This window comes from Nocardiopsis sp. CA-288880, assembly GCF_050955985.1.
In the GTDB taxonomy this organism is placed as follows: domain Bacteria; phylum Actinomycetota; class Actinomycetes; order Streptosporangiales; family Streptosporangiaceae; genus Nocardiopsis; species Nocardiopsis tropica.
In genome coordinates this window covers 6461774-6486772 of the sequence record NZ_CP192105.1, presented here as the reverse complement: position 1 = coordinate 6486772, position 24999 = coordinate 6461774, and the positions used below count along the sequence as shown (strand labels likewise).

General features: G+C 73.4%; 18 protein-coding genes and 3 tRNA genes. 19 read left to right on the top strand and 2 right to left on the bottom strand.

Annotated elements, in window-relative coordinates; all coding sequences use genetic code 11:
* Positions 1 to 276 precede the first annotated feature (276 nt).
* The 11 genes from ACQPYD_RS27955 to cimA all read left to right on the top strand — a co-directional run bounded on the left by ACQPYD_RS27955 (position 277) and on the right by cimA (position 17105).
* Positions 277 to 2037 carry an acetolactate synthase large subunit gene (locus tag ACQPYD_RS27955; protein ID WP_433698398.1) on the top strand — a complete coding sequence of 587 codons (1761 nt, stop codon included), beginning with the start codon at positions 277 to 279 and terminating at the stop codon, positions 2035 to 2037.
* A 20-nt stretch (positions 2038 to 2057) separates the two neighbouring features.
* Positions 2058 to 2582, top strand: a complete 525-nt coding sequence (gene ilvN, locus ACQPYD_RS27950) for an acetolactate synthase small subunit (RefSeq protein ID WP_344098454.1) — start codon at positions 2058 to 2060, stop codon at positions 2580 to 2582.
* Between the two features lie 115 nt (positions 2583 to 2697).
* Complete coding sequence (ilvC, locus tag ACQPYD_RS27945; protein ID WP_267946496.1) at positions 2698 to 3693, top strand: ketol-acid reductoisomerase; 996 nt, start codon at positions 2698 to 2700, stop codon at positions 3691 to 3693.
* 164 nt (positions 3694 to 3857) lie between these two features.
* Complete coding sequence (serA, locus tag ACQPYD_RS27940) at positions 3858 to 5447, top strand: phosphoglycerate dehydrogenase (RefSeq protein WP_344176499.1); 1590 nt, start codon at positions 3858 to 3860, stop codon at positions 5445 to 5447.
* Positions 5448 to 5876: 429 nt separating this feature from the next.
* Complete coding sequence (locus tag ACQPYD_RS27935; protein ID WP_433698397.1) at positions 5877 to 6818, top strand: hypothetical protein; 942 nt, start codon at positions 5877 to 5879, stop codon at positions 6816 to 6818.
* Positions 6815 to 8800 (top strand): glycosyltransferase family 2 protein, encoded by a 1986-nt coding sequence (locus ACQPYD_RS27930; RefSeq protein WP_433698396.1) that lies wholly within the window; start codon positions 6815 to 6817, stop codon positions 8798 to 8800. The genes ACQPYD_RS27935 and ACQPYD_RS27930 overlap by 4 nt, the downstream gene beginning before the upstream one ends.
* The gene (locus tag ACQPYD_RS27925) at positions 8797 to 10401 is read left to right on the top strand and encodes a glycosyltransferase (protein ID WP_433698395.1); all 1605 of its coding nucleotides are present in this window, start codon (positions 8797 to 8799) and stop codon (positions 10399 to 10401) included. Before ACQPYD_RS27930 ends, ACQPYD_RS27925 begins: the two co-directional genes overlap by 4 nt.
* 14 nt (positions 10402 to 10415) lie before the next feature.
* Positions 10416 to 11966, top strand: a complete 1551-nt coding sequence (locus ACQPYD_RS27920) for a glycosyltransferase family 2 protein (RefSeq protein WP_433698394.1) — start codon at positions 10416 to 10418, stop codon at positions 11964 to 11966.
* A 721-nt stretch (positions 11967 to 12687) separates the two neighbouring features.
* Entirely contained in the window at positions 12688 to 13752 is a 1065-nt protein-coding gene (locus tag ACQPYD_RS27915; protein ID WP_433698393.1) for a 3-isopropylmalate dehydrogenase, read from the top strand.
* A 241-nt stretch (positions 13753 to 13993) separates the two neighbouring features.
* A complete protein-coding gene (locus tag ACQPYD_RS27910) occupies positions 13994 to 15124 on the top strand; it encodes a branched-chain amino acid aminotransferase (protein WP_433698392.1) in 1131 nt (376 codons plus the stop codon).
* 370 nt (positions 15125 to 15494) lie between these two features.
* Entirely contained in the window at positions 15495 to 17105 is a 1611-nt protein-coding gene (cimA, locus tag ACQPYD_RS27905) for a citramalate synthase (protein WP_267946488.1), read from the top strand.
* A gap of 25 nt (positions 17106 to 17130) precedes the next feature.
* On the opposite strand, the gene ACQPYD_RS27900 is transcribed toward cimA, so the two are convergent.
* Positions 17131 to 17967, bottom strand: coding sequence for a DUF3152 domain-containing protein (locus ACQPYD_RS27900; protein ID WP_433702157.1), 837 nt, complete (start codon positions 17965 to 17967; stop codon positions 17131 to 17133).
* Between the two features lie 320 nt (positions 17968 to 18287).
* On the opposite strand from ACQPYD_RS27900, the gene ACQPYD_RS27895 reads away from it, so the two are divergent.
* The 8 genes from ACQPYD_RS27895 to ACQPYD_RS27860 all read left to right on the top strand — a co-directional run bounded on the left by ACQPYD_RS27895 (position 18288) and on the right by ACQPYD_RS27860 (position 24062).
* Positions 18288 to 19088 carry a fumarylacetoacetate hydrolase family protein gene (locus ACQPYD_RS27895; RefSeq protein WP_433698391.1) on the top strand — a complete coding sequence of 267 codons (801 nt, stop codon included), beginning with the start codon at positions 18288 to 18290 and terminating at the stop codon, positions 19086 to 19088.
* A 96-nt stretch (positions 19089 to 19184) separates the two neighbouring features.
* Positions 19185 to 20219, top strand: coding sequence for a GDSL-type esterase/lipase family protein (locus ACQPYD_RS27890; protein WP_433698390.1), 1035 nt, complete (start codon positions 19185 to 19187; stop codon positions 20217 to 20219).
* 110 nt (positions 20220 to 20329) lie between these two features.
* Complete coding sequence (gene gltX, locus ACQPYD_RS27885) at positions 20330 to 21727, top strand: glutamate--tRNA ligase (protein ID WP_433702156.1); 1398 nt, start codon at positions 20330 to 20332, stop codon at positions 21725 to 21727.
* A 142-nt stretch (positions 21728 to 21869) separates the two neighbouring features.
* Positions 21870 to 21941: transfer RNA gene (locus ACQPYD_RS27880), tRNA-Gln, on the top strand.
* Positions 21942 to 21988: 47 nt separating this feature from the next.
* Positions 21989 to 22064, top strand: a tRNA-Glu gene (locus tag ACQPYD_RS27875).
* Between the two features lie 109 nt (positions 22065 to 22173).
* Positions 22174 to 22249: transfer RNA gene (locus ACQPYD_RS27870), tRNA-Glu, on the top strand.
* Between the two features lie 412 nt (positions 22250 to 22661).
* Positions 22662 to 22925, top strand: coding sequence for a hypothetical protein (locus ACQPYD_RS27865; protein ID WP_267946484.1), 264 nt, complete (start codon positions 22662 to 22664; stop codon positions 22923 to 22925).
* Between the two features lie 219 nt (positions 22926 to 23144).
* On the top strand, positions 23145 to 24062 hold the full coding sequence (locus ACQPYD_RS27860; RefSeq protein ID WP_433698389.1) for a helix-turn-helix transcriptional regulator: 918 nt from the start codon (positions 23145 to 23147) through the stop codon (positions 24060 to 24062).
* 249 nt (positions 24063 to 24311) lie between these two features.
* Here the strand turns inward: ACQPYD_RS27860 and ACQPYD_RS27855 are convergent, their stop codons facing one another.
* Positions 24312 to 24995 carry an IclR family transcriptional regulator gene (locus ACQPYD_RS27855; RefSeq protein ID WP_276567193.1) on the bottom strand — a complete coding sequence of 228 codons (684 nt, stop codon included), beginning with the start codon at positions 24993 to 24995 and terminating at the stop codon, positions 24312 to 24314.
* Positions 24996 to 24999 lie beyond the last annotated feature (4 nt).

Sequence of the window (24999 nt, the reverse complement as noted above, 5' to 3'; positions counted from 1 at the left end):
GGGGGGCGGTCGCATGCTGACATATGAGTCTCATATAATGAGACATTATGTCGTTCTTGTTGACGGGCGGCCCCTCCGTCGGCCAATGTGGTCAACGTGCAGAACACCTCCCTGATCCTCGTACTTGGTCGGCGCGCAGCCCACTGAGTTTCTTCTGCTGCGCGCCACCCCTCAACCGCCACAGGGCGGTGGGGGTTTTTTTATTGCCAGGCAGGGACCAGACCCACCAAGCCAGAGCCCCAGCACCGCTCTGGAACCTCGCTGAAGGATCTTGAGATGACCGAGCAGATGACCGGCGCCCAATCGCTGATCAGGTCGCTGGAGCAGGTCGGCGTTGACACTGTCTTCGGGATTCCCGGCGGTGCCATCCTCCCGGCCTACGACCCGCTCTACGACTCGGCCGCGGTGCGCCACATCCTCATGCGCCACGAGCAGGGGGCCGGGCACGCCGCCGAGGGCTACGCCTACGCGACCGGCCGGCCCGGGGTGTGCATGGCCACCAGCGGGCCCGGCGCCACCAACCTGGTGACCCCCCTCGCCGACGCCCACATGGACTCGGTCCCGATGGTCGCCATCACCGGGCAGGTCGCGGCCCCCATGATCGGCACGGACGCCTTCCAGGAAGCCGACATCTGCGGCATCACGATGCCGATCACCAAGCACAACTTCCTGGTCAAGAACGCCCGCGACATCCCCCGGACCATCGCCGAGGCCTTCCACATCGCCTCCAGCGGACGTCCCGGGCCGGTCCTGGTCGACATCTCCAAGGACGCGCTCCAGGCCTCCGCCGACTTCGTCTGGCCCGAGCGCCTCGAACTCCCCGGCTACCGGCCGGTCACCAAGCCCCACGGCAAGCAGGTCCGCGAGGCGGCCCGCATGATCGCCGAGGCCCGCCGCCCCGTCCTGTACGTCGGCGGCGGCGTCCTGCGCGCCGGCGCCGCGGCCGAGCTGCGCGTCCTCGCCGAGATCACCGGCGCCCCCGTCGTCACCACGCTGATGGCCCGGGGCGTCTTCCCCGACAGCCACCCGCAGTTCGTGGGCATGCCCGGGATGCACGGCGACGTCAGCGCCGTCGGGGCCCTCCAGAAGGCCGACCTCATCGTCGCCCTGGGCGCGCGCTTCGACGACCGCGTCACCGGCAGGCTCGACAGCTTCGCCCCCGACGCCAAGATCGTCCACGCCGACATCGACCCGGCCGAGATCTCCAAGAACCGCCACGCCGACGTGCCCATCGTCGGCGACTGCCGCGAGGTCCTCGCGGACATGGTCGTGGCCGTCCGCGCCGACCAGGAGAAGGGCCGGCAGGGCGACTACGAGGCCTGGTGGCAGCAGCTCAACCGCATGCGCACCACCTACCCCAAGGGTTACGAGGCCTCCGACGACGGCAGCCTCTCCCCGCAGGCCGTCATCCAGCGCCTGGGCCAGATCGCCGGCCCGGAGGCCACCTACGTCGCGGGCGTCGGCCAGCACCAGATGTGGGCCGCCCAGTTCATCGACTACGAGCGCCCCGGGTCCTTCGTCAACTCCGGCGGGCTCGGCACCATGGGCTTCTCCGTCCCCGCGGCCCTGGGCGCCAAGGTCGGCGACCCCGACCGGGTCGTCTGGTCCGTGGACGGCGACGGCTGCTTCCAGATGACCAACCAGGAACTGGCCACCTGCGCCATCGAGGGGATCCCCGTCAAGGTCGCGGTGGTCAACAACGGCAACCTGGGCATGGTCCGCCAGTGGCAGACCCTCTACTACGAGGGCCGCTACTCCAACACCGACCTCCAGACCTCGCCCCGGGACGAGAAGGTCCGGATCCCCGACTTCGTCCGCCTCGCGGAGGCGTACGGTTGTGTCGGCCTGCGCTGCGAGCGCGCCGAGGACATCGACGCCACCATCGAGAAGGCCATGGCGATCGACGACGCACCCGTCGTCGTGGACTTCACGGTCAACCACGACGCCATGGTCTGGCCGATGGTCGGCCCCGGCGTCAGCAACGACAACATCCAGTACGCGCGCGACATGGCGCCGAACTGGGAACACGAGGACTAAGAGGAGAAGGCCGAACCACCATGAGCAGTCACACGCTTTCCGTTCTGGTGGAGGACACCCCGGGGATCCTCGCCCGCGCCTCCTCCCTCTTCTCCCGCCGCGGCTTCAACATCGACTCACTCAGTGTCAGCACCACCGAGTACCCAGGCCTGTCCCGGATGACAATCGTGGTCAACTGCGACCTCCACCCCTTGGAGCAGGTGACCAAACAGCTCAACAAGCTGGTCAACGTCGTCAAGATCGTGGAGATGGACGCCACCGCGTCGGTCCGGCGCGAGCTCCTGCTCGTCAAGGTCAAGGCCGACGCGTCGAGCCGCACCCATGTGCTTCAGACGGCCGAGCTGTTCCGCGCGCACATCGTGGACGTCAGCCCGGACGTCGTCGTCATCGAGGCCGTCGGCGACCCGGAGAAACTCGATGCCCTGGTGAGGAACCTGGAGCCGTTCGGCATCAGGGAGCTCGTCAAGTCAGGGCTGGTCGCCCTGGGCCGCGGGCCGCGGTCGATCACCGACCGCTCCCTCCGCACCGTCGACCGCAGCGCCTGAGGCCGCCGGGCGCCCGGGAGGGCGCCGGAGCCGCGGGCCCTCCCGACCGGCGGGCGGGCGCGGACGACCGCCCACCCCGACCCCACACGTACGCAAGAACAAGGAGCATTCCCAAGTGGCAGCACAGATGTACTACGACGACGCCGCGGACCTCGCGCTCATCCAGAGCAAGAAGGTCGCCGTGATCGGCTACGGCAGCCAGGGGCACGCGCACGCGCTGTCGCTGCGCGACTCGGGCGTGGACGTGCGGGTCGGCCTCGCCGAGGGCTCCAAGAGCCGCGCCAAGGCCGAGGAGGAGGGCCTGCGCGTCGTCACCCCCGCGGAGGCCACCCGCGAGGCCGACGTCATCATGATCCTGGTCCCCGACCACATCCACCGGGACCTGTACGCCGAGGAGATCGCGCCGAACCTGGAGGAGGGCAACGCCCTGTTCTTCGGCCACGGCTTCAGCATCCGCTACGGCCTCATCAAGCCGCCCGCGGGCGTGGACGTGGCCATGGTCGCCCCCAAGGGCCCGGGCCACCTGGTCCGCCGCCAGTTCGAGGCCGGGCGCGGCGTGCCCTGCCTGGTCGCGGTCGAGAAGGACGCCAGCGGACAGGCCTGGGACCTGGCGCTGTCGTGGGCCAAGGGCATCGGCGGCACCAAGGCGGGCGTGATCCGGACGACGTTCACCGAGGAGACCGAGACCGACCTGTTCGGTGAGCAGGCCGTGCTGTGCGGCGGTACCGAGGAGCTGGTCAAGGCCGGTTTCGCCACCCTGGTCGAGGCGGGCTACCAGCCGGAGATCGCCTACTTCGAGTGCCTGCACGAGCTCAAGCTGATCGTCGACCTCATGTACGAGGGCGGCATCTCCAAGATGAACTGGTCGGTGTCCGACAACGCGGAGTACGGCGGCTACACCCGCGGCCCGCGCGTCATCACCGAGCAGACCCGCGAGGAGATGCGCAAGATCCTCGGCGAGATCCAGGACGGCTCCTACGCCAAGGAGCTCATGGACGAGTTCGACGCCGGCCAGCCGACCTTCAAGAAGCGCCGCGAGGCCGAGCAGAACGAGAAGATCGAGAAGGTGGGCGCCGAACTGCGTCCGCTGATGAGCTGGCTCAAGGCCTAGGGGACCGGGCGAGGACCCCGTGAACCGGGGGCAGGTGGACTACACCACCTGCCCCCGTCGGGCTTCCCTACCCGGGCAGTAGACTTTTGATCGGCCGTCCCACCCGATCCGGGCAGTGCCAACCACCTGCGCGGTCGGGTCGCACCACCCGAAAAGGAACCGTTGTGCCCAAACCCGCCGTACTCGTAGCGGAAGAACTCTCGCCCGCCGGAATCGCGCTGCTCGAAGAGGACTTCGAGGTGCGCCACGTCAACGGCGCCGACCGGTCCGAGCTCCTGCCCGCCCTCGCCGACGTCGACGCCCTGATCGTGCGCAGCGCGACCAAGGTGGACGCCGAGGCCCTGGCCGCGGCCTCCCGGCTCCAGGTGGTCGCCCGCGCGGGCGTCGGCCTGGACAACGTGGACGTGGACGCCGCCACCAAGGCGGGCGTCCTGGTGGTCAACGCCCCGACCTCCAACATCATCAGCGCCGCGGAGCAGGCGATCAACCTGCTGCTGGCCAGCGCCCGCAACACCGCCCCGGCCCACAACGCCCTCATCAACGGCGAGTGGAAGCGGTCCAAGTACACCGGTGTCGAGCTGTACGAGAAGACCGTCGGCGTCGTCGGCCTCGGCCGGATCGGCGCCCTCGTGGCGCAGCGCCTGTCGGCCTTCGGGACCAAGGTCATCGCGTACGACCCGTTCGTGCAGCCCGCCCGCGCGGCGCAGATCGGTGTGGAGATGACCACGCTGGACGAGCTGCTGGAGCGCTCCGACTTCATCACCATCCACCTGCCCAAGAACAAGGACACCCTGGGCCTCATCGGTGACGAGGCGCTGAGCAAGGTCAAGCCGACGGTGCGCGTCATCAACGCCGCGCGCGGCGGCATCCTGGACGAGGACGCGCTGTACCGGGCCCTGAAGGACGGCCGTGTCGCCGGAGCGGGCATCGACGTGTTCGCCAAGGAGCCCTGCACGGACAGCCCGCTCTTCGAGTTCGAGAACGTCGTGGTCGCCCCCCACCTGGGCGCGAGCACCGAGGAGGCGCAGGAGAAGGCCGGCACGCAGGTCGCGCGCTCGGTCAAGCTGGCGCTGTCGGGCGAGTTCGTGCCGGACGCCGTGAACGTGCAGGGCACCGGCGTGGCGGAGGAGATCAAGCCGGGCCTGCCCCTCACCGAGAAGCTCGGCCGGGTCTTCACCTCCCTCGCGGGCACCATCGCCAGCCGCATCGACGTCGAGGTGCGCGGGGAGATCGCCGCCCACGACGTGAAGGTCCTGGAGCTGGCCGCCCTCAAGGGCGTGTTCGCCGACGTGGTCGAGGACACGGTGACGTTCGTCAACGCCCCCCTGCTCGCGAAGGAGCGCGGTGTCGAGGTCAACCTCGTCACCAGCGACGACAGCAGCGACTGGCGCAACCTGATCTCGGTGCGCGGCGTCCTCGCCGACGGCACCCGGGTGTCGGTGTCCGGGACCCTGACCGGCCCGCGCCAGATCGAGAAGCTGGTCGAGATCAACAACTACACCATGGAGATCGGCCTGGCCGAGCACATGGTGTTCCTGGCCTACGAGGACCGCCCCGGCGTCGTCGGCAAGGTCGGCGCCCTGCTGGGCGACGCGGACGTCAACATCGCGGGGATGCAGGTCATCCGGGACCAGGAGGGCGGCAAGGCGCTGATCGCGCTCACCGTCGACTCCGCCGTGCCCGAGGAGATCCTGTCGTCGATCTCGGGCGAGATCGACGCGGACATCAGCCGCCAGATCGACCTGGAGGACTAGGCGGCGGGCGGGCCCCGGCCCCCGGCGGGGCCGCGCCGCGACCACGGCACGGCCCGGAGGGCCGCTCCCACCGATCGGTGGGAGCGGCCCTTTTCCGTGCGCGGCGTCCCGCACGCGGAAGGCCGGTGCGGCGCCCCGCGACAACCGGGGAGAAAAGCCGCTCCCGGCCACGAATGTCACCTTTTATGATTTTCCTTGGGAAATGTCCCGGGTGTGCCTGATGAGTGCGCGGAGAAGGGCCGAAGGGGGCTCCGGCCTCGTGTTATGTGAAGGTTATTTCTTTTCCTGTGCAAGGATATCGCTGGTCATGGTGCTCGTGTCCGTCCGGATTCGCGCTTGTGGAGTCCTTCTCGAACGGGTTCGGGTGTCGGCGGAGTCGCTGTCCTGGATTCCGCCTCCATAGTTCGACTCGATGCCGGGGGGATTGAATTGCATTTTCCACGTCGACGGTTCGCGGTGGCGCTGGGGGCGGCCGCAGCGGTCTGGGCGGGAACGCTCCTGGTGATGCTCGCGTACGGGGTGGTCGACATCCGGTCCGCGCTCCACCTCACCGCCCTGTCCGGGGCCTTCGGCGCGGTCGGGCTCCTCGCGCTCCTCGTGCGGCGCAACACCGCGCAGCTGCGGTCGCTCCGGCTCAGGTTCGACCGGCACGCGCGCGAGATCGCCGAGATCGCGGGGGAGAACCGGACCGAGCTCTTCGCCCGCGCCGACGACCTGACCGGCCGCCTCGCGCGGATGGAGGAATCGGTGCGCGCGCTGTGCGACGCGTCCGCGGGAGGGGGCGGGGAGCGTGCGGTCCCCGCCGTGCGGGAGCCGGGGACCCCGGCGGAGGCGAGGGCCGTCCGCGAGCTGGAGGCGCTCCTGGGTCCTGACGCGCCCATGCCGGCGCCCGGGGAGGACGGGGTCTCCCCCGAGACGGTGGAGCGGGTCGTCCGGGCCGTGCGGGACCGGCGTCCGCACCTGGTGGTGGAGGTCGGCAGCGGCGCGTCCACGCTCTGGCTGGGCCTGGCGCTCCGCCGGTTCCGGGCCGGGAGGCTGGTGGCGCTGGAGAGCGACCCCCGGTGCGCGGGCCTGGTCCGGGCCATGGTCGCCGCGCACGGGCTCTCCGGGGTCGTCGAGGTGCGCGGAGCCTCGGACCTCGACGGGCTGCACGGCATCGACCTCCTGCACCTCACCCGCGTGGCGGGGGCGAAGGGGGTCGACGCGGTCCCGGACCTCTTCGACCGCTGCGCCCCGGGCGCGCTGGTCATCCCCGGGGAGGACCACGGGGCGCGGGGCCAGGGACGCGGGAGGGCGCCGGCCGAGCGGTCCGACGCCGTCCTCGGGGCAGGGGCCTCCGCGGACGCGGTCCGGGCCCGGGCCGCCTCGTGACCGGGGGAGAGCTCGCGGACGCCCTGCGGCTCCGGGGCTCCCTCCCCACCCTGGTCTGCCACACCGGCGCCGCGGCCGCGGAAGCGGTCGGGGAGCTCGCCCTCGGCGCCGGGGACAGGGCGGTCGACCTGGACCGGGTCGTCGTCGGGGAAGCCGGGGCGGGAGCCGGACCGGCGGATCCGCACGCGGGCGTGGTCGCCGTCGTCGCCGCGACGGCGACCGACCTGAGGAGGGCGCTCGTCCCCCTCGGGGTCCTGCCGCCCGCGCCGTTCGTGGTGGTGGTCCTCCTGGAGGTCCCCTCCCACCAGGGGCCTCCGGTCCCGGTGGCGCCGGCGCCGGGGGAGTGGTCGGAGCTTCTGGAGCTGCGTGTGCGGCGCCTGGCCGGCGGAGGCTGGTCGTGCGAGGCGTGCTTCGAGGACCCCGTGTCCGTGCACAGGGTGGCGGGCGCTCTGGCACGGGGGGTCGTCGGCGGCCGGCCGGGGGCCGCACCGGTCCCGGCGGTGGCGGTGCTGGGCGCGGACGCGGGCCTGTGGTGCCCCGGCGGCGCCCGGGTGGCCGATCCCCTCAAGGCGGACGTGGTGCTGCGGGTGGGGCCCGCGGAGCCCGGCGGCCCCGTCGTCCCCGAGGGCGCGAGGGGAGGCGGTGTCCGCCGACTGAGCGTGGAGGAGTCCTCGTGGGCGGTCGCGGGGCGGCCGGGCGGCACGGTCCACGGCCGTTTCCGGGTGGAGGACGTGCCGCCCGTCGACGAGCGGACGGTGAACCCGACCGGGTTCGTCGGCCGGGCGGGCCCGAAGGTGGGACGCCTGGTCTCCCGGGGCGGGCGCTGGGTCCTGGTCTCGGGGGGATCGGTGCGGTGGCGGGTGCCCGAGGACGGCACCGTGACCGACGTGGACGTCGCCCGGCTGCGGGACCTGCGCGCCGTGGACGTGGAGTGGGGGCGGCACAGCGGTCCGCTGGCGGCGGTGCGGGCGGTGGCCGGACTGGCCGCGGCGGGGGTTCCGCTCGTCGGCGGCCCGGTGCCGCCGTGGGCCCGGTGCCTCGGGGCCGACCTGTGCGCGCTGGTCGCCTCGGTCGGAGCGGACGAGCTCGCGGACGGACTGGCGCGGGAGGAGCACAGCGTCCGGTTGCGCCGGGCGGCCCTGGGAACCCACGGCGTGCGCGCGCGGTGGAGGGACCTGGGGGCGGCGGCCGGCGTCGGGGGACCGCCCGACCCGGCGGTGTCGGTGGTGCTGTGCACCCGGCGGCCGGAGATGCTCGGGTTCGCGCTGCGCCAGGTGGCCCGCCAGCGCGGTGTGGAGGTGGAGCTGGTCCTCGGGCTGCACGGGTTCGGCGAGGACGCCCCGGGGGTCCGGGAGGCGACAGCCGCCTTCCGGAGGACCGGACGCGCCCTGCAGGTCTTCCGGCCCGACCCGGACGCGGTCCTCGGGTCGGTGCTGAACGAGGGGATCGCCCGGGCGAGCGGCTCGGCGGTCGCCAAGATGGACGACGACGACTGGTACGGGCCGGACCACCTCGCCGACCTGGTGCTGGCGCGCCGCTACTCCGGCGCCGACGTCGTGGGCAGCGCCGCGGAGTTCGTCTACCTCGAGACCCTCGACCTGACGGTGCGGCGGAGCGCCCCGACGGAGTGCCTGTGGCGGCGGGCCGCAGGGGGGACCCTCCTCATGGACCGCACGGCGGTGGAGGAGGTCGGCGGTTTCCCGCCGGTGGGCACGGCCGAGGACACGGGCCTCTTCGCCGGGATCGAACTCCTCGGCGGCCGCGTCTACCGCGGCCACGGCCTCAACTACGTCCTGCGCCGCAGGGCCTCGGGACACACCTGGGACGTCGGCGCGGGCCACTTCCTCCGCAACGGCGCGGAGCGGCGCCGGGGATGGCGGCCCAGCGCGCTCCTGGAGTCCGAGGCCGCGGACGCCCCCGGAGGGGCGGCGCCGCTGGAGATCCGCGGGGAGCCGACCGTGAGAGAGGGGAGCAGGGGATGACGCTCGTCCGGGAGGGCGCCCTCGACCGCCGCGGGCGGGGGGAGCGCGGGCCGCGGCCGCTGATCCGCCACAACGACTACTCGGTGCTGGAGCCGCCCGGGCTGGGCGCGTGGGAGCCGGAGCTGGGGGTCGGCGTGGTCGTCCGGGCGTTCGGCGGGCAGGAGAAGCTCGATCTGACGCTGGCGTCGCTGGCCGCGCAGACCTATCCGGCACGGCTCACGGAGGTCGTGGTCGTGGACGACGGCAGCGACCCGCCGCTCAGGATGCCGGAGCTCCGGCCCGCGAACACGCGGATCGTGCCGGCCCTGCCCGGGGGCTGGGGCAGGGGGCACGCGGTGAACACCGGCGCGGCCGCCACGGACGCGGACGTGGTCCTGTTCCTCGACGCCGACATGATCGCCTTCCGGGACCACGTCGAGGCGCAGATGCGCTGGCACCACCTCGCCGACCACCTCGTGGTCACCGGCCACCTGCGGTGCGTCGACCACGGGACGGGACTGCCGAGCCCGGCGGAGGTGGCCGGCGCCGTCGGCCGCGGGGAGCCGGAGGCCCTGGTCGAGGGGCCGGGCGAGGAGCTGGCGTGGCTGCGCAGGGCCTACGACCGCAAGGAGGACCTGCGCACCGCCGGATACGAGGCGTTCTCCTACTTCATCGGGGGCACCGGCTCGGTGCGCCGGGAGCTGCTGGCCGAGTGCGGGGGGACCGATCCCGAACTGCTCCTGGGCGAGGACACGCACCTGGCGTACCGGCTGGCGCAGCGCGGCGCGGTGTTCGTCCCGGAACTCGACAGCAGCAGCTGGCACCTGGGCCTCCCGGAGATGGAGCTCCGCAAGGCGGAGGGCGCCCGGTACAGGGTCCCCTTCGTCGGCAACCGCATCCCCCGGCTCGGCGTGCGCCGGGGCGCCGGCGTCCGGCAGTGGCAGGTGCCCTGCGTGGACGTGGTGGTGGAGGTGGCGGGGGCCCGGTTCGGGGCGGTGTCGGACACGGTGGAGCGCCTGCTGGGGGGCGACGCGGCGGATGTGCGGATCACGCTGGTGGGGCCGTGGCGGCGTGCGCGCTCCGGGGGGCGCGCCGTCCCGGACGGTCCGGACCCCGACACGGCGGCGCTGCGGGAGGCCTTCCGGTGCGAGTCGCGGGTGGTGTTCGCCGAGGAGGCGCCGCGGGCGGACCCGGACGTCCCGTTCCGGCTCCTCCTCCCCCCGGGCCTGCCGCTCGCCCGGCACGCCGTCCGCCGCATGGTGGAGGAGGCGGACAGCGCCCGCGCCGGGCTGCTCCGCGCCGTGGTCCCGGGGAGCGACCGCGGCGGACCCCGCCTGGAGCGCACCGCGGCGTTCGCCCGGGCCCGTCGGCTGGCGGACCGGCCGGAGGAGGTCGAGGCCCTGGTCGGAGAGGTCAGCGCCGTGCACTGGATCGACGGCGAGTCGCAGCTGCTCACGGAGGAGGACCGGCCGCCCGACCCCCCGGAGGACTGGCGGAGCGCGCTGGCGCTCGCCGAGCGGGAGGCCGCGGAGCAGGAGGCGAGGGCCGGGCGCCTGGAGCGCAGGTACCGCTGGCTGACGGGCACCCGCGGCGGCAGGTTCGTGCGCCGGGTCATCGGATGAGGGGGAGCGGCGCAATGGCGGAGACGGTCGGGGCACGGGGCAGCGTCGGCGCGCGGGCGGGACGGGCCGGGACGGGTCCCGCCCGTGCCCCCCTCAACGACCACCCGGCGCCGGAGCCGCCGGACCTGGGCGGATGGGAGCCGGAGCTGGACGCCGTCGTGGTCGTCCGTGCGTGCGGTGTGCGGGGGCGGCTCGGCCCGACGCTGGCGTCCCTGGCGGAGCAGACCTATCCGGCGCGGCTCACGGAGGTCGTGGTGGTGGACGACGGCGGCACGCCGGTCCGGCTGCCGCAGGTCCGCCCGGGGAACACGAGGACCCTCGCCGCCGGCCCCGGCCGGTCGGGACCGCAGGACGCGGTACGGGCGGTGGCGGAGTCCTCCCCGGACGCGGCGGTGCTGTGGCTGGAGGCCGGCACGGAGGTCGGCCGCACCCACGTGGAGGCGCACATGCGCTGGCACCACCTCGCCGACCACCTCGTGGTGCTGAGCGGGGCGGCCTCCCCGGAGCCGGACGGGGGGCCGGGACCGGAGGCAGCGGCCTCCGGGGACCACGATCCCTCGGAGGGGCCGGGGAACGCGGGACACCGGGCGTGGCGCGCCCTCGCCGGGTCGGCCTGGTCGGTGCGGGGCGGGCTGCTGGCCGAGTGCGGGGGGAGCGGTCCCGCCGGGCGCGTGGGAGGGGAGGACCACCTGGCGTACCGGCTGGCGCAGCGGGGCGCGGTGTTCGTCCCGGAGCCCGCCGCGGTGGTCGGGGGCCCCGGCGGGCCGCGGGGGGACGGCCGGGAGGACGGTGGCGCCCGTCTCCACCGGCTCCGCCTGGAGAACGGGGTCCCGCTCCTGCGCTCCCGCCGGGCCTCGCGTCGCCGGGAGTGGCAGGTGCCCTTCGCGGAGGTGGTGGTGGAGGTGGAGGGGGCCCGGTTCGGGGCGGTGTCGGACACGGTGGAGCGCCTGCTGGGGGGTGACGCGGCGGATGTGCGGATCACGCTGGTGGGGCCGTGGCGGGACGTGCCCTCCGGCAGGCACGCCGTCCTGGACGATCCGGACGCGGAGCGGAGGCTGGTGCGGGAGGCCTTCCGGTGCGAGTCGCGGGTGGTGTTCGCCGAGGAGGCGCCGCGGGCGGACCCGGACGTCCCGTTCCGGCTCCTGGTTCCGCCCGGGGCGCCCGTGCGCCCCCGGGCCGTGGACGCCCTGGCCGCCGCGGCGGACGCGTGCGGTGCGGGCCTCGTCCGCGTACGCGGTGCGGGCGGGCTCCGCCTGGAGCGGACCGCCGCCTTCGCCCGCGCCCGGCGCCTGGGGGCCTCCGGGCCGGACCTCGACGCCGTGGTGGCCGCGCTGTGGGGCGAGTACGAGGTCGATCCGGCCGAGGTGCTGGAGGCGGACCGCCCCGGCGGGGAGGGGCCGCCGGCCGACTGGCACAGGCGGATGAGGCGGGCGCTGAGGGCGGCCGACCGGCACCGCGCCGCCGCCGACCGCTGGGAGCGCCGTATCCGGGTGCTCGTCCGCGGCCTCGGCGTGCGGCTGCTGCTCGGCCGGGCCGCCCGGGGAGCGCGTGTGCAGGGGCCGTGACGGAGCCGGGACGCCCGGTTGAGCTGCGGCGACACCAGCATGTCTCACATCGTGGGAATTGCTGGTCATATAGTTGGACATCCGATATTCTGAAGTCCTAGGAGTTGGCGGCGTCGGCTCCACCGCCGTACGCCGCCACCCAGTGCCGCGCCCGCTCCGACCGGGGCCCGCGTCGGCGATTCCGGCAGACGATCCCGCCGGGGGCGAGCTCCTGTTCCGGTGGGCACCGCCGCCCACGTTCCGCGCTCCACCGCCGTTCGGCGCCATCCCGCCGGGCCGCGGCCGCCGAGCGCGCGGCGCCGCAGGGCGCAACCGCGAAGACCCGTGGCCGGGCCGTTCCCAGGGCCGGTCACGCAACGCATCCGGAGGATCGCATGTACGACATGATCGAGTACCCCACCGCGCCCGACTCCGAGGACGAGCTCAACCGCGCCCTCCAGGACGCCCTGAACCGCCGGGCCTGAGTCCGCCGGCCCGTCGCGCGGGGCGCCCCCGGCGCCCGGCGGGCGGCCGTGTTCCGGGGTCCGCCGCCCCGGCGCCGCCGCACGGGCCCCGCTCCGCGAAGGGGGCCCGGGGGCGGTCCGGACCCACGGCGGAAAATCGCGCGGGCGGGACGCCCCGGGTCTTCCGGGCCGGTAAGGTTGTCTCATCCAGTGTTCAATTTGATCTCACCATCTGAGAAGTACCCGGTGGGGTCGTACCCGAAGCAGAGGCAGTCCGTATGGCAGCTCGCACCGTGAAACTGGCCGTCATCCCCGGCGACGGGATCGGCCCCGAGGTCGTGGCCGAAGGGCTCAAGGTGCTGGAGGTCGCGGCCGCCCAGCAGGACCTCGCCGTGGAGACCACCGAGTACGAGCTGGGCGCGAAGCTCTGGCACCGCACGGGCGAGACGCTGCCCGAATCGGTCCGGACCGAGCTGGCCGGACACGAGGCCCTCTACCTCGGCGCGGTCGGCGACCCGTCCGTGCCCAGCGGCGTGCTGGAGCGCGGGCTGCTGCTGCGCCTGCGCTTCGACTTCGACCACTACGTCAACCTGCGCCCGGTCCGCCTGTACCCGGGGGTGGCCAGCCCGCTCGCGGGCGTGGGCCCCGAGGACATCGACATGCTCGTGGTCCGCGAGGGCACCGAGGGCCCCTACGCCGGAGCCGGCGGCGTGCTGCGCAAGGGCACCCCCCACGAGGTCGCCACGCAGGACAGCGTCAACACCCGCTTCGGCGTGGAGCGCGTGGTCCGCTACGCCTTCGAGAAGGCCGCGTCCCGACCGCGCAGGAAGCTCACGCTGGTCCACAAGGACAACGTCCTGACCTTCGCCGGCGAGCTGTGGCAGCGCGTGGTGCGGGAGGTCGGCTCCGAGTACCCGCAGGTCGCCGTGGACTACTGCCACGTCGACGCCGCGTCGATGTTCTTCGTCAACCAGCCCGCGCGCTTCGACGTGGTCGTCACCGACAACCTGTTCGGCGACATCATCACCGACATCGGCGCCGCCATCACCGGCGGCATCGGCCTGGCCGCCAGCGGCAACATCAACCCGGACAACACGTTCCCCAGCATGTTCGAGCCCGTCCACGGCTCCGCGCCCGACATCGCGGGCCAGGGCAAGGCCGACCCCACCGCCACGGTGCTGTCCGCCGCGACGATGCTCGACCACCTGGGGGTCCCCGAGGCGGCCCGCCGCATCGAGAACGCGGTCGCCGCGGACCTCAAGACCCGCGCCCAGGGCGGCGGGTCGCGAACCACGGCCCAGGTCGGCGACGACCTCGCCGCGCGAGTAGCCGAGCAGGGCTGACGCACGTTCCGTCGGCCCTGCCCTTCTCCGAGGCGCGGCCGACGGCAAGGGGCCACCCGCTCGACGGGTGGCACGGTCCCTGGGACCGGCACCGGCAGGCGCGCCCGGATCAACCCGAGCGCGCCTGCCGCCGTGTCCGGGCCCCAGGGCCCGCCCTGGCACCGGGTGCGCTCTTCCGCCAGACTGGATTCCAGGTCGGCGGCGCTGCCGACCTGTTGCACCCGAGAGGACCACCGACGACATGAACAACGACACCACCACAGCGGGGTTGACGTTCGACATCCAGCTCTCCGACCGGCGGAAGACCCCGCAGGAGCGGGAGGCACTGCTGGAGGATCCCGGTTTCGGGCAGGTGTTCACCGACCACATGGTGACCATCCGCTACACCGAGGGCCGGGGGTGGCACGACGCCAGGCTGGAGCCGTACGGCCCGCTGAGCCTGGACCCGGCCACATCGGCCCTGCACTACGCCCAGGAGATCTTCGAGGGCCTCAAGGCCTACCGCCACCCGGACGGCTCGCTCGCGTCGTTCCGGCCCGAGGCCAACGCCGCCCGGCTCAACAGGAGCGCGGCGCGCATGGCCATGCCGGCGCTTCCCGAGGAGCTGTTCCTCAAGTCGATCGACCTGCTCCTCGAGCACGACGGCGACTGGGTGCCGGACAAGGAGTACTTCAGCCTCTACCTGCGCCCGTTCATGATCTCGACGGACGTCGGCCTGGGCGTGAACCACCCGTCCCGCAGCTACCTCTACCTGCTGATCGCGTCCCCGGTCGGCTCGTACTTCTCCGGCGGCGTCAAGCCGGTGACCGTCTGGCTGTCCAAGGACTACACGCGCGCGGCCCCGGGCGGGACCGGCGCGGCGAAGTTCGCGGGCAACTACGCGGCGAGCTTCCTCGCGCAGTCCCAGGCGGTCGAGAAGGGGTGCGACCAGGTCGTCTGGCTCGACTCCCGCGAACACCGCTGGGTCGAGGAGATGGGCGGCATGAACCTGTGGTTCGTGTTCGGCTCGGGTGAGAACGCGCGCCTGCGCACGCCCCCGCTGACCGGCACCCTCCTGCCCGGCATCACCCGTGAGTCCCTGCTGACCCTGGCCCCGGACCTCGGCATCCCGGCGGAGGAGGCCCCCATCTCCACCGACGAGTGGCGCGAGGCGGCCGAGTCGGGGGAGCTCACCGAGGTGTTCGCCTGCGGCACCGCGGCCGTGATCACGCCCGTCGGGTTCGTCAAGAGCGACGAGGGCGCGTTCACGGTCGGCGACGGCACGCCCGGACCGGTCACCATGCGCCTCCGCGAGGAGCTGGTGGGCCTCCAGACGGGGCTGCGCGCCGACAAGAACGGCTGGATCACCAAGTTCTCGGGCCGCGACGCCTAGGACGGGGCCGCGCGCGGGCCGTCCCGACGGGGGCGGCCCGCGCGCGGCCCGGGGCGCGCGGGCCGCCGCCTCCCCGGGAGCGCGTACGCCCCGGCCCCGGCGTGTCCCGGCGCTGCGGTCCACGGGGTGAAACGTCCGTTCCGAGAAACTCCCGTCTCGAACAATGGGACAATCGGCCGCTGAACACGGAGGACCCGGCCGCCTTGTGGCACACTGACCTCATGCCGTCTCAGGTTCTCATTATCGTGAGGCGCGCTGGCTGACCGACGTACCTCGCCAGCGCGCCGACCTCTCGTGTCCACGGGGGGTCTTTTTTGTTGGCGGGGGCCGGTCGGCCACACCACAGCATCCACCTTCGGGAGTTCCGCCCATGAGGGACGACAGTTTCCACGTCTTCGACACCACGCTGCGCGACGGAGCCCAGCGCGAGGGGATCAACCTGCGGGTCTCCGACAAACTGGCCATCGCGCAGTTGCTGGACGACTTCGGGGTGGCGTTCATCGAGGGAGGGTGGCCGGGGGCGAACCCCAAGGACACCGAGTTCTTCCAGCGGGCTTCACGAGAGCTCACGCTGAGGCACGCGCAGCTCACCGCGTTCGGCGCGACCCGCCGGGCCGGTGTGCGGGCCGCCGACGACCCCCAGGTGGCCGCCCTGCGCGACAGCGGCGCGCCGGTCGTCACCCTCGTCGCCAAGAGTGACGACCGGCACGTCGAGCGCGCCCTGCGCACCACCCTCGACGAGAACCTCGCCATGATCGCCGACACGGTGTCCCACCTGCGCGAACACGGCCAGCGCGTGTTCGTGGACTGCGAGCACTTCTTCGACGGCTACCACCACAACCCCGACCACGCCCTCGACGTGGTCCGCACCGCCGCCGGGGCGGGGGCCGACGTCGTCGTCCTCTGCGACACCAACGGCGGCATGCTCCCCGGCGACATCACCCGCGTCGTCACCGAGGTCCGCGAGGCCACCGGCGCCCGCCTGGGCATCCACGCCCAGGACGACACCGGCTGCGCCGTCGCCAACACCCTCGCCGCCGTGGACGCCGGGGCCACCCACGTGCAGTGCACGGCCAACGGCTACGGGGAACGGGTCGGCAACGCCAACCTGTTCTCGGTGGTCGGCGCCCTCACCCTCAAGCGCGGCCTCGACGTGCTCCCCGACGGCTGCCTGCCGGAGATGACGCGCGTCGCGACCGCCGTCGCGGAGATCGTCAACCTCACCCCCGACACCCACCAGCCCTACGTGGGGGTGTCGGCGTTCGCCCACAAGGCGGGGCTGCACGCCTCGGCGATCAAGGTCGACCCCGACCTGTACCAGCACACCGACCCCGCCCTGGTCGGCAACACCATGCGGATGCTCGTCTCCGACATGGCCGGACGGGCCTCCATCGAGCTCAAGGCCCAGGAGCTGGGGCTGGACCTCTCCGGCGACCGGGCGCTGGCCGGCCGGGTCGTGGAGCGGGTCAAGGCCCTGGAGCTCTCCGGGTACAGCTTCGAGGCGGCCGACGCCTCCCTGGAGCTGCTGCTGCGCGAGGAGCTCGGGTCCCCGGTCCGCTACTTCGACACCGAGTCGTGGCGGGTCATCACCGAGCGCAGGCCGGCCACGGGCGCCGACTCCCTGTCCAACGGCTACGAGAGCCTCACCGAGGCCACGGTGAAGCTGCTCGTCAAGGGCGAGCGCGTGATCGCCACCGCCGAGGGCAACGGTCCGGTCAACGCCCTCGACCGGGCGCTGCGCAGCTCCATGGAGGGCGCCTACACCGCCCTGGCCGGGCTGGAGCTGACGGACTACAAGGTCCGCATCCTGGAGGGCACCTCGGGTACCAACGCCGTCACCCGCATCCTCGTGTCCTTCAGCGACGGGGCGGGGGAGTGGACCACGGTGGGCGTCGGCCCCAACGTCGTCGACGCGTCCTGGGCGGCGCTCGAACAGGCCGTCACCTACGGACTCCTCCGGCAGGGCTATCCGCAGGTCTGACGGGACGGCGGCCCGCGGCGGCGGGTCAGCCGTCGGAGTCCTCGTCGGACCCGTCGGCGGGCTCGTTGTCCGGGTGGACCCAGCCGTTGGCCTCGCACCCCTGGAGGTCGAGGGTCTGCTGCTGCATCACGGGGGCGGGCTCGCCCCGGCCGGGGCAGTTGACGTGGCCGTGGCCCAGGGTGTGCCCCACCTCGTGGTTGATCAGGTAGATCCGGTAGGTCTCCAGGTCGTCGTCGAAGTGGGGCACGCTCCCCACCCAGCGGTTCTGGTTGATGATCGCCCGGTTGCCGTTGGCGCAGGAGACGTACCCGTTGGTGTTGAGCGGGGCGCACATGCGGTCGACGGTGTCCGGCGCGGCCAGCAGGACCCGGATGTCGGCGTCGTCGCCGTCCACCCGCTGGAGCGAGCGCTCCCCGTCGTCCCCCCAGCTGCGGGGGTCGCCCAGGATCTCCTCGACGGCGGCCACGAAGTCCTCGGCGTCGCCGGGGAGCCCGTCCTCGACCTCCACGGCGAAGGTCGTCAGGGGGCCGTCCCCCATGACGTCGCTCTCACCCTCCATCACGGTCATCTCGCCGTCGGCGCTGTCGACCTCGTCCTCCACGGAGCGGAGGAGGACGGGCTCCTCCGCCGCCTCCTCCGGAGAGGGGGAGGACTCCTGGCCCTGGCCGGAGGCGCTGTCCGCCTGCCCGGACTCCTCCGCCGAGGCCCTTGGGTCGCCGGAGTCGTCGGGAACGCCGTCGCCCACAGGGGCGGTGGCGGAGGTCTCCGAGGGGGAGTCGAGGTCGGACGACGGCGCGGGCACGCTGATCATGAGCACGGCCGAGGCACCCGAGACCAGGCACAGGCCCAGTGCCAGCCCCATCGGGTACCGGCGTCGGCGGTGCCTGGCACGGGACCGGCCCGTGGGCGAAGCGGACGTGGGCACGACGAGCAACCTCTCGACAGTGGATATCGGACCCAGCATGCCAGAGTTCACCCGGAGTTCGGGCCAGGCGGGTATCCGGGGAGCCCTGGTGTCCCGGAGCTCGGCCGTTGTGCGTCCGGAGGCCTTCGGATCGTCGCGCCCCGGGTTCCGGTCCTGGCCCGTCGGGGTTCCGGACCGCGTCCCGCCCGCACCCCGGCCCCGGCACGCGGATACGCTTCAACCGCAAGAGAGACAACGGGGCTGCTGGGAGGCACCAGGTGCGCATCGCACGGTTCGCGGTCGGGGACGAGGTCGGTTTCGGGCTGATCGACACCGATTCCGACAGTGGGGAGGAGTTCGTCGCGCGGCTGAGCGGACACCCTCTCCTCGGCGACATCAAACTGACCGGTGAGAGGGCCAGGCTCTCCGACGTCCGGCTGCTCTCACCGGTCCTGCCCACCAAGGTGGTCTGCATCGGCAAGAACTACGCCGACCACGTCGCGGAGATGAAGGACGTCACGGGCGAGTCCACCGACGAGCCCGTCGTGTTCCTCAAGCCGTCCACCTCCGTGGCCGGACCCAACGACCCGATCTTCCACCCCTCGGTCTCGGAGCGGGTCGACTTCGAGGGCGAGCTGGCCATCGTCATCTCGCGGCCCTGCCGGGAGGTGCCGCGCGAGCGCGCCAAGGACGTGATCTTCGGGTACACCGTCGCCAACGACGTCACCGCGCGCGACCTCCAGAAGAAGGACAAGCAGTGGACGCGGGCCAAGGGCTTCGACTCCTTCTGCCCGATCGGGCCCTGGATCACCACCGGGCTGAGCATCGAGGAGGCCCAGGACCTGGCGCTCACCACCACCGTGGACGGGGAGGTCCGCCAGTCCGGGCGGACCTCGCAGTTCATCCACGACATCCCGGGCATCATCGCCTACGTCACCTCCTTCATGACGCTCCTCCCCGGTGACGTGGTCCTCACCGGCACCCCGGCGGGGGTGGGGCCGGTGCGGATCGGCCAGGAGGTCTCGGTGACGGTGGAGGGGCTGGGCACCATCAGCAACCGGGTGGTGGCCCGCGACTGACCGGGCGCCGCGGCAGGGAGCCCGCGGAACACCGTCCCACCACGGGGCCGGCGGCGCGCCGCGCCGCCGGCCCACGGACCAGCGGAAGGCCCACACGTGACGACCCCCCGACACCGCCGTGCCCGCCCCCTCGTCCTCGCGGGCGCGCTCGCGGTCGTGCTCCTGGTCGCGGGGACCGCCTACTGGACCGCCGTGCGCGACGACGGCGGCGAGACCGTACGGGAAGCGGAGGGACCAGTGGACCACCCGCGCCGCATCATGCTGGCGGGCGACTCGATGACCCAGGGCGCCAACGGCGACCGGACCTGGCGCTACCACCTGTGGAACCACCTCGCCCCGCAGGTGGAGGGGCTCGACTTCGTCGGCCCCTACACCGATCCCGCCACCCGGGAGATGATCCTGCCCGTCCCCACGACCGGGGACGAGGCCGTGGAGAGCCCCGCGCAGGACCCGGCCGAGGGCTACGAGGAGGGCGGCGGGGGCGGCGCCCCGGCGGACCGCCCGGGACAGGAGCCCTCCGGCCCCTCCCCCGGGGAGCCCGAGGGGCTGGAGGGGGTCGTCTGGCCCGGAGCCGACGGCGACCCGGACACCGTCGAGTACCGCGACCCCGACTTCGACCAGAACCACAACGCCCTGTGGGGGCGCACCCTGCGCGACGCCGCGGCCTCCATCGGGGAGGAGGTCCGGGTCCACCGGCCCGACGTCCTGTGCGTCATGCTCGGCGTGAACGACCTGCTGTGGCCCGTCACCATGGAGGAGATGGAGCACCGGCTGCGCGGCTACGTGGAGTCGGCCCGCGCGGGCAACCCGAACCTGCGCATCGTGATCGCCGAGGCCCTCCCCATCGCCCTGGCCGAGTCCGACGAGGGGTTCGCGCTGCGGGTCTACGCCTACAACGAGCTCGTCCGCGAGGTCGCCGCCGACCTGTCCACGGACACCTCGCCCGTGATCAGCCTCGACGTCGCGGGCAGGGAGTCCTGGGACGCGGCCGCCGACACCTACGACGGCACCCACCCCAACGCCGGCGGTGAGACCAAGATCGCCGCGGCGTTCGCCGACGCCCTGGCCCAGGGGTACGGGATCGGTTTCGGCTTCCCGAGGCCCCTGGCGGTCAGGCCCGCGCAGGAGTGAGGCCGCCCGTCCGCCGGCGGACCTCCCCCGGGCCCCCGCGCACCACGGATACCCTGGGCTGCGTGACTGAGACTTCGCTTCGTACCCGCTTCGCCCCGTCCCCCACGGGCATGTTCCACGTCGGCGGCGCCCGATCCGCACTGTTCAACTGGGCACTGGCCCAGCAGCGCTCCGAGGGGCGCATGGTGCTGCGCATCGAGGACACCGACGCCGCCCGCAACCGTCCCGAGTGGACCGAGGGCATCGTCCGTGCGCTGGCCTGGCTCGGCATCGGCGAGGACGACCCGCACTTCGAGGGCCCCTACTTCCAGTCGGCCTACGCCGACAAGCACCGCGAGACCGCGCAGGAGCTGTACAAGAACGGCCGCGCCTACTACTGCGACTGCACCCGCGAGCAGGTGCAGGAGCGGCGCGACAACCCCAACCTGGGGTACGACGGCCACTGCCGTGAGCGCAGCCTGGAGCCGGGCCCCGGCCGCGCGCTGCGCTTCCGCGTGCCCGACGGCGGACCCACCGTGGTGGAGGACCGGATCCGCGGCCGGGTGGAGTTCGAGCACTCCGCCATCGAGGACTTCGTGATCGCGCGTGCCGACGGCTCGCCGCTGTTCGTCCTGGCCAACGTCGTGGACGACGTGGAGATGGGCATCAACCAGGTCGTCCGCGGTGAGGAGCACCTGTCCAACACCCCCAAGCAGCAGCTGCTGTGGGAGGCGCTGGGCCTGACCCCGCCGGTGTGGGCGCACCTGCCCGTCATCGTCAACGAGCAGCGCAAGAAGCTGTCCAAGCGCCGTGACAAGGTGGCCCTGGAGTCCTACCAGGAGGAGGGCTACCTCGCCGAGGCGATGGTCAACTACCTCATGCTGCTGGGGTGGGCCCCCGGCGACGACCGCGAGATCATGCCGTGGTCGGAGATGGTGCCCCTGTTCCGCATCGAGGACGTCAACAGCTCCAGCGCCTTCTTCGACGAGAAGAAGCTCCGCGCGTTCAACGGCGAGTACATCCGCGCGCTGAGCGCCGAGGAGTTCGCGGAGCGCTGCCGGCCGTGGCTCACCGGCGACGCCGCGCCGTGGGACCCGGCCGACTACGACCCCGAGGTCTTCGCCGCCGTCGCACCGCTCGCGCAGAGCCGCGTGGCGGTGCTCAGCGAGATCGTGCCCAACGTGGACTTCCTCTTCCTCCCCGAGCCCGTCGAGGACGAGAAGAGCTGGGCCAAGGCCATGAAGCCGGGCGTCGGCGCGGAGATGCTGGAGGCCGCGCTGGCCCGCTTCGCCGACCCGGGGCTGCCGTGGACCGCCGAGGACCTCAAGACCGCCACCGAGGAGACCGGCGCGACGCTCGGCCTGAAGCTGGGCAAGGCGCAGGCCCCGGTGCGCGTCGCGGTCACCGGGCGGACGGTCGGACTGCCGCTGTTCGAGTCGCTGGAGCTGCTCGGCCGCGAGCGCGTGCGGGCGCGGCTGGAGGCCGCGCTGGCCAAGCTGCGCGCCCAGGAGGACTCCGCGTCCGCGTAGGCGCGGACCCCGGTCCGGGGTGGTCGGAGCCACAGGCCGGCCGCCCCGTATTCGGTTCGCGACCACTCCGAATGTCCGCTAGAGTTATCCACGTCGCCGAGGGGGACAGGGAAGCGGAAGCTACCGGGTCCTCCCAGAGCACTGGGGTATGGTGTAATCGGCAGCACGACTGATTCTGGTTCAGTTAGTCTAGGTTCGAGTCCTGGTACCCCAGCGCAGACTTGCGGTCTCCGTGAGTCTCACGGATCTCTGATCCGGTGCGCCCCCGTCGTCTAGTGGCCTAGGACGCCGCCCTCTCAAGGCGGTAACGGCGGTTCGAATCCGCTCGGGGGTACCAACAGGGAGAGACTCCCACGGTGTGGGAGTTTTTTTCTGGGTCGGTGCATGTCACCGATGTCCGGTTGGTGTGGGTATCGTGGTTTCGCGGTCCTGCTCCGACCAGTCCGGCCCCCGTCGTCTAGTGGCCTAGGACGCCGCCCTCTCAAGGCGGTAACGGCGGTTCGAATCCGCTCGGGGGTACCAGTCAGGCTCCATCCGCAAGGATGGGGCCTTTCGTGCGTCCGGGGCCCGCCCCCTCTCCGGGGCCTCCGGGCCCGCCGCCCGGGCGGGACGCCGGTCGGATCCGGACCCCGCCGTGGTCGCGGCCTCCCGAAGCCGTCCGCCCCCGGCGCCGCGGACCTCCTGCCGCGGTCCGTCCCGGAACCGCCGCCCGCCCGCGCTCCGGCCGTGCGGGGACCGGGGCCGGGGCGCGGAAACCGTTCGCCGCCGCCGCGCGCCGCCCGGGTGTGCCCGCGCGGGCGGGCCGCCCCTGGAATACTGGGGCGGCGCAGTCTCCCCGACCGCCCAACCCCCTGTCGGAGCGTATGAAGAGCGACCTCTCCTCCCGGACGGCCGACCGGGCCGCACGCCCCTCCCCGCGGGGAGGCGGTGCGCCGTGACCGGCCGTGAGCTCGGTCCCGGGCGCCACCAGGACAAGGAGGTCCGGGAGGTCCTCAAGGAGCTGGGGGAGCGGGGGTGGGTGCTCAGGCGCGAGGGCCACTGGGGCCGCCTGTACTGCGACTGCGGCTGCACCCGCATCCAGGTTCCCGGGACGCCGAGGGACTCCGGCCGGGCCGCACGCCGGATCAGGCAGGAGGCCCGGCGGTGCCCCATGCCCCCGGACGACCCCCGGCGCGGTGCGAGCGGCCCCCGGGGGTGATTCCGGCGGGGCGGCCGGCAGGCCCCCTCGGCGGCGCGTTCCGGGGTCCGGCCGCGCACGGCGGGCACGGGCCGCGGCGGCCGGCCCCGTTCCGGCCCGGGCATGGTGGGATCACGCCGCGGCGGGTACCCTGTTGTTGACGTTTGTCAACGCCGACGCGGGGCCGGCGCGCCCCGGTCCCCGGTGCGCGGGGCGGTGCGACGGAGGAGGGCGGGGCCGATGGCCGAGTACGAGTTCGTCTTCGTCGTCGACGGGATCACCCTGGACGACCACGACGCGGTCCACACCCTCACCGAGGACCTCGACGCGGTGGTCTCCTCCTCCCACGGGGTGACCCGGCTGACCGTGGCCGGGGCCGGGCCCGACGCCGTCACCGCGGCCAGGGCGCTCATGGAGCGCGTCCACGCCACGGCGCCCCGGGTGCGGCTGGTCCGTCTGGACCGGGAGCTCGTCGGTGTCCCCGACATCGCCGAACTCACCGGCCGGACCAGGCAGAACGTCACCCAGTGGACCCGCGGCCAGCGCCGGGACGGCGTCCCGTTCCCCGCGCCGGAGGCGACCGTCGGCCGCTCCTCCGTGTGGCTGTGGTCCGAGGTCAACGCCTGGCTCGGCGGGATCGGCCTGGACGACGGCGAACTGCGTCCCACCCGCGCGGAGGCCACCGAGATCGACTGGCTCCTCCAGACCACGCGCAAGGTCGAGCTGGCCCTCGTGCGCCACGTCGACAGCCCCGACGTGCGGCGCGTGTCCAAGCTGCTCGCCGCGCACGCCCGCACGACCCGCGAGTTCATCCACTACCTGGTCAAGAACCCCCGGGTGCGCGATCCCCGGGGGCGCTACACCATCCTGGTCTGCTCGCCCGGCGACGAGGCCGTGGACGTCTTCCGCCGGCTGGAGTCGTTCGACCACCCCGTCGTGCTCGCCACGGTCACCAACCGCATCCACGCCCTGGTCATGGTCGACGGCGAGGGCGGCGCGGCGAAGCCGACCGAGCTGGTGCGCGGGATGACCGTGCGCGACTGGCTGGGGATGATCGCCCTGTCCCCGGAGAGCGAGTTCACCGTGGCGGCCGAGGGGGCGTCCACGAAGACGGCCACGATCTCGGCCCGTTCGCCCATGGACCTCGTGGGCGCCTGACGGCCGGGGCGGGACCGGCCCGGTGCGCGGACCGACCTGACCGGACCGACCTGCGCGGACCGGTGTTCCCGGCCCTCGGGCCGGCGCCCTGCCGGGGCCGGGGGCGGCCCCGGGGCCGCGGACCGCCCGTGCGCACCGCCCCGAACGCGGAACCGCGCCGCCCGGAGCACCGGGGGCGCGGTCGCCTGTTCGAGGAGGGTCGGCTCCGGGGGGAGGGCCTGCGGCGGTCCCCGCGGACGGCGGGGCGCGTCAGTGGGCGACCTCGGTGTGCAGCGACTCGCTGATCTTCTCGGCGGCCGACAGCACGGCCTGGGAGTGGATGCGGCCGGGGGAGCGGGTCAGGCGCTCTATCGGGCCGGACACCGAGACGGCGGCGATCACGCGCCCGCCGGGGCCGGACACCGGGGCGGACACCGACGCCACGCCCTGCTCCCGCTCGGCGACGCTCTGGGCCCAGCGGCGGCGGCGCACCTGGGCGAGGCTGGCTGCGGTGAAGCGGGCGCCCACCAGCGACCGCCGTATGCGGTCGGAGTCCTCCCAGGCGAGGAGGACCTGGGCGGCCGAACCGGCGTTCATGGGGAGCTCGCTGCCCACGGGGACCGTGTCCCGCAGGCCGCTGCTCCGCTCGGAGGCCGCCACGCACACCCGCAGGTCGCCCTGGCGGCGGTAGAGCTGGGCGCTCTCGCCGGTCAGGTCGCGCAGCTGCACGAGGACGGGGGCCGCGACGGCCAGCAGGCGGTCCTCCCCGGTCGCGATGGAGAGTTCGCCGAGGCGGGGGCCGAGCACGAACCGGCCCTGGCTGTCCCGGGAGACCATGCGGTGCCGTTCGAGGGCGACGGCCAGCCTGTGCGCGGTCGGCCGGGCCAGTCCGGTGATCTGGACCAACTGGGCGAGGGAGGCCGGACCGGACTCCAGGGCGTCGAGGACGGACATGGTC

Bases quoted from the DNA above. Each gene is read 5' to 3' on its own strand.
- ACQPYD_RS27955 (WP_433698398.1), top strand. From the start codon at position 277: ATGACCGAGCAGATGACCGGCGCCCAATCGCTGATCAGGTCGCTGGAG.
- ilvN (WP_344098454.1), top strand. From the start codon at position 2,058: ATGAGCAGTCACACGCTTTCCGTTCTGGTGGAGGACACCCCGGGGATC.
- ACQPYD_RS27925 (WP_433698395.1), top strand. From the start codon at position 8,797: ATGACGCTCGTCCGGGAGGGCGCCCTCGACCGCCGCGGGCGGGGGGAG.
- ACQPYD_RS27920 (WP_433698394.1), top strand. From the start codon at position 10,416: ATGGCGGAGACGGTCGGGGCACGGGGCAGCGTCGGCGCGCGGGCGGGA.
- ACQPYD_RS27915 (WP_433698393.1), top strand. From the start codon at position 12,688: ATGGCAGCTCGCACCGTGAAACTGGCCGTCATCCCCGGCGACGGGATC.
- ACQPYD_RS27910 (WP_433698392.1), top strand. From the start codon at position 13,994: ATGAACAACGACACCACCACAGCGGGGTTGACGTTCGACATCCAGCTC.
- cimA (WP_267946488.1), top strand. From the start codon at position 15,495: ATGAGGGACGACAGTTTCCACGTCTTCGACACCACGCTGCGCGACGGA.
- ACQPYD_RS27900 (WP_433702157.1), bottom strand. From the start codon at position 17,967: ATGGGGCTGGCACTGGGCCTGTGCCTGGTCTCGGGTGCCTCGGCCGTG.
- gltX (WP_433702156.1), top strand. From the start codon at position 20,330: ATGTTCCACGTCGGCGGCGCCCGATCCGCACTGTTCAACTGGGCACTG.
- ACQPYD_RS27860 (WP_433698389.1), top strand. From the start codon at position 23,145: ATGGCCGAGTACGAGTTCGTCTTCGTCGTCGACGGGATCACCCTGGAC.
- ACQPYD_RS27855 (WP_276567193.1), bottom strand. From the start codon at position 24,995: ATGTCCGTCCTCGACGCCCTGGAGTCCGGTCCGGCCTCCCTCGCCCAG.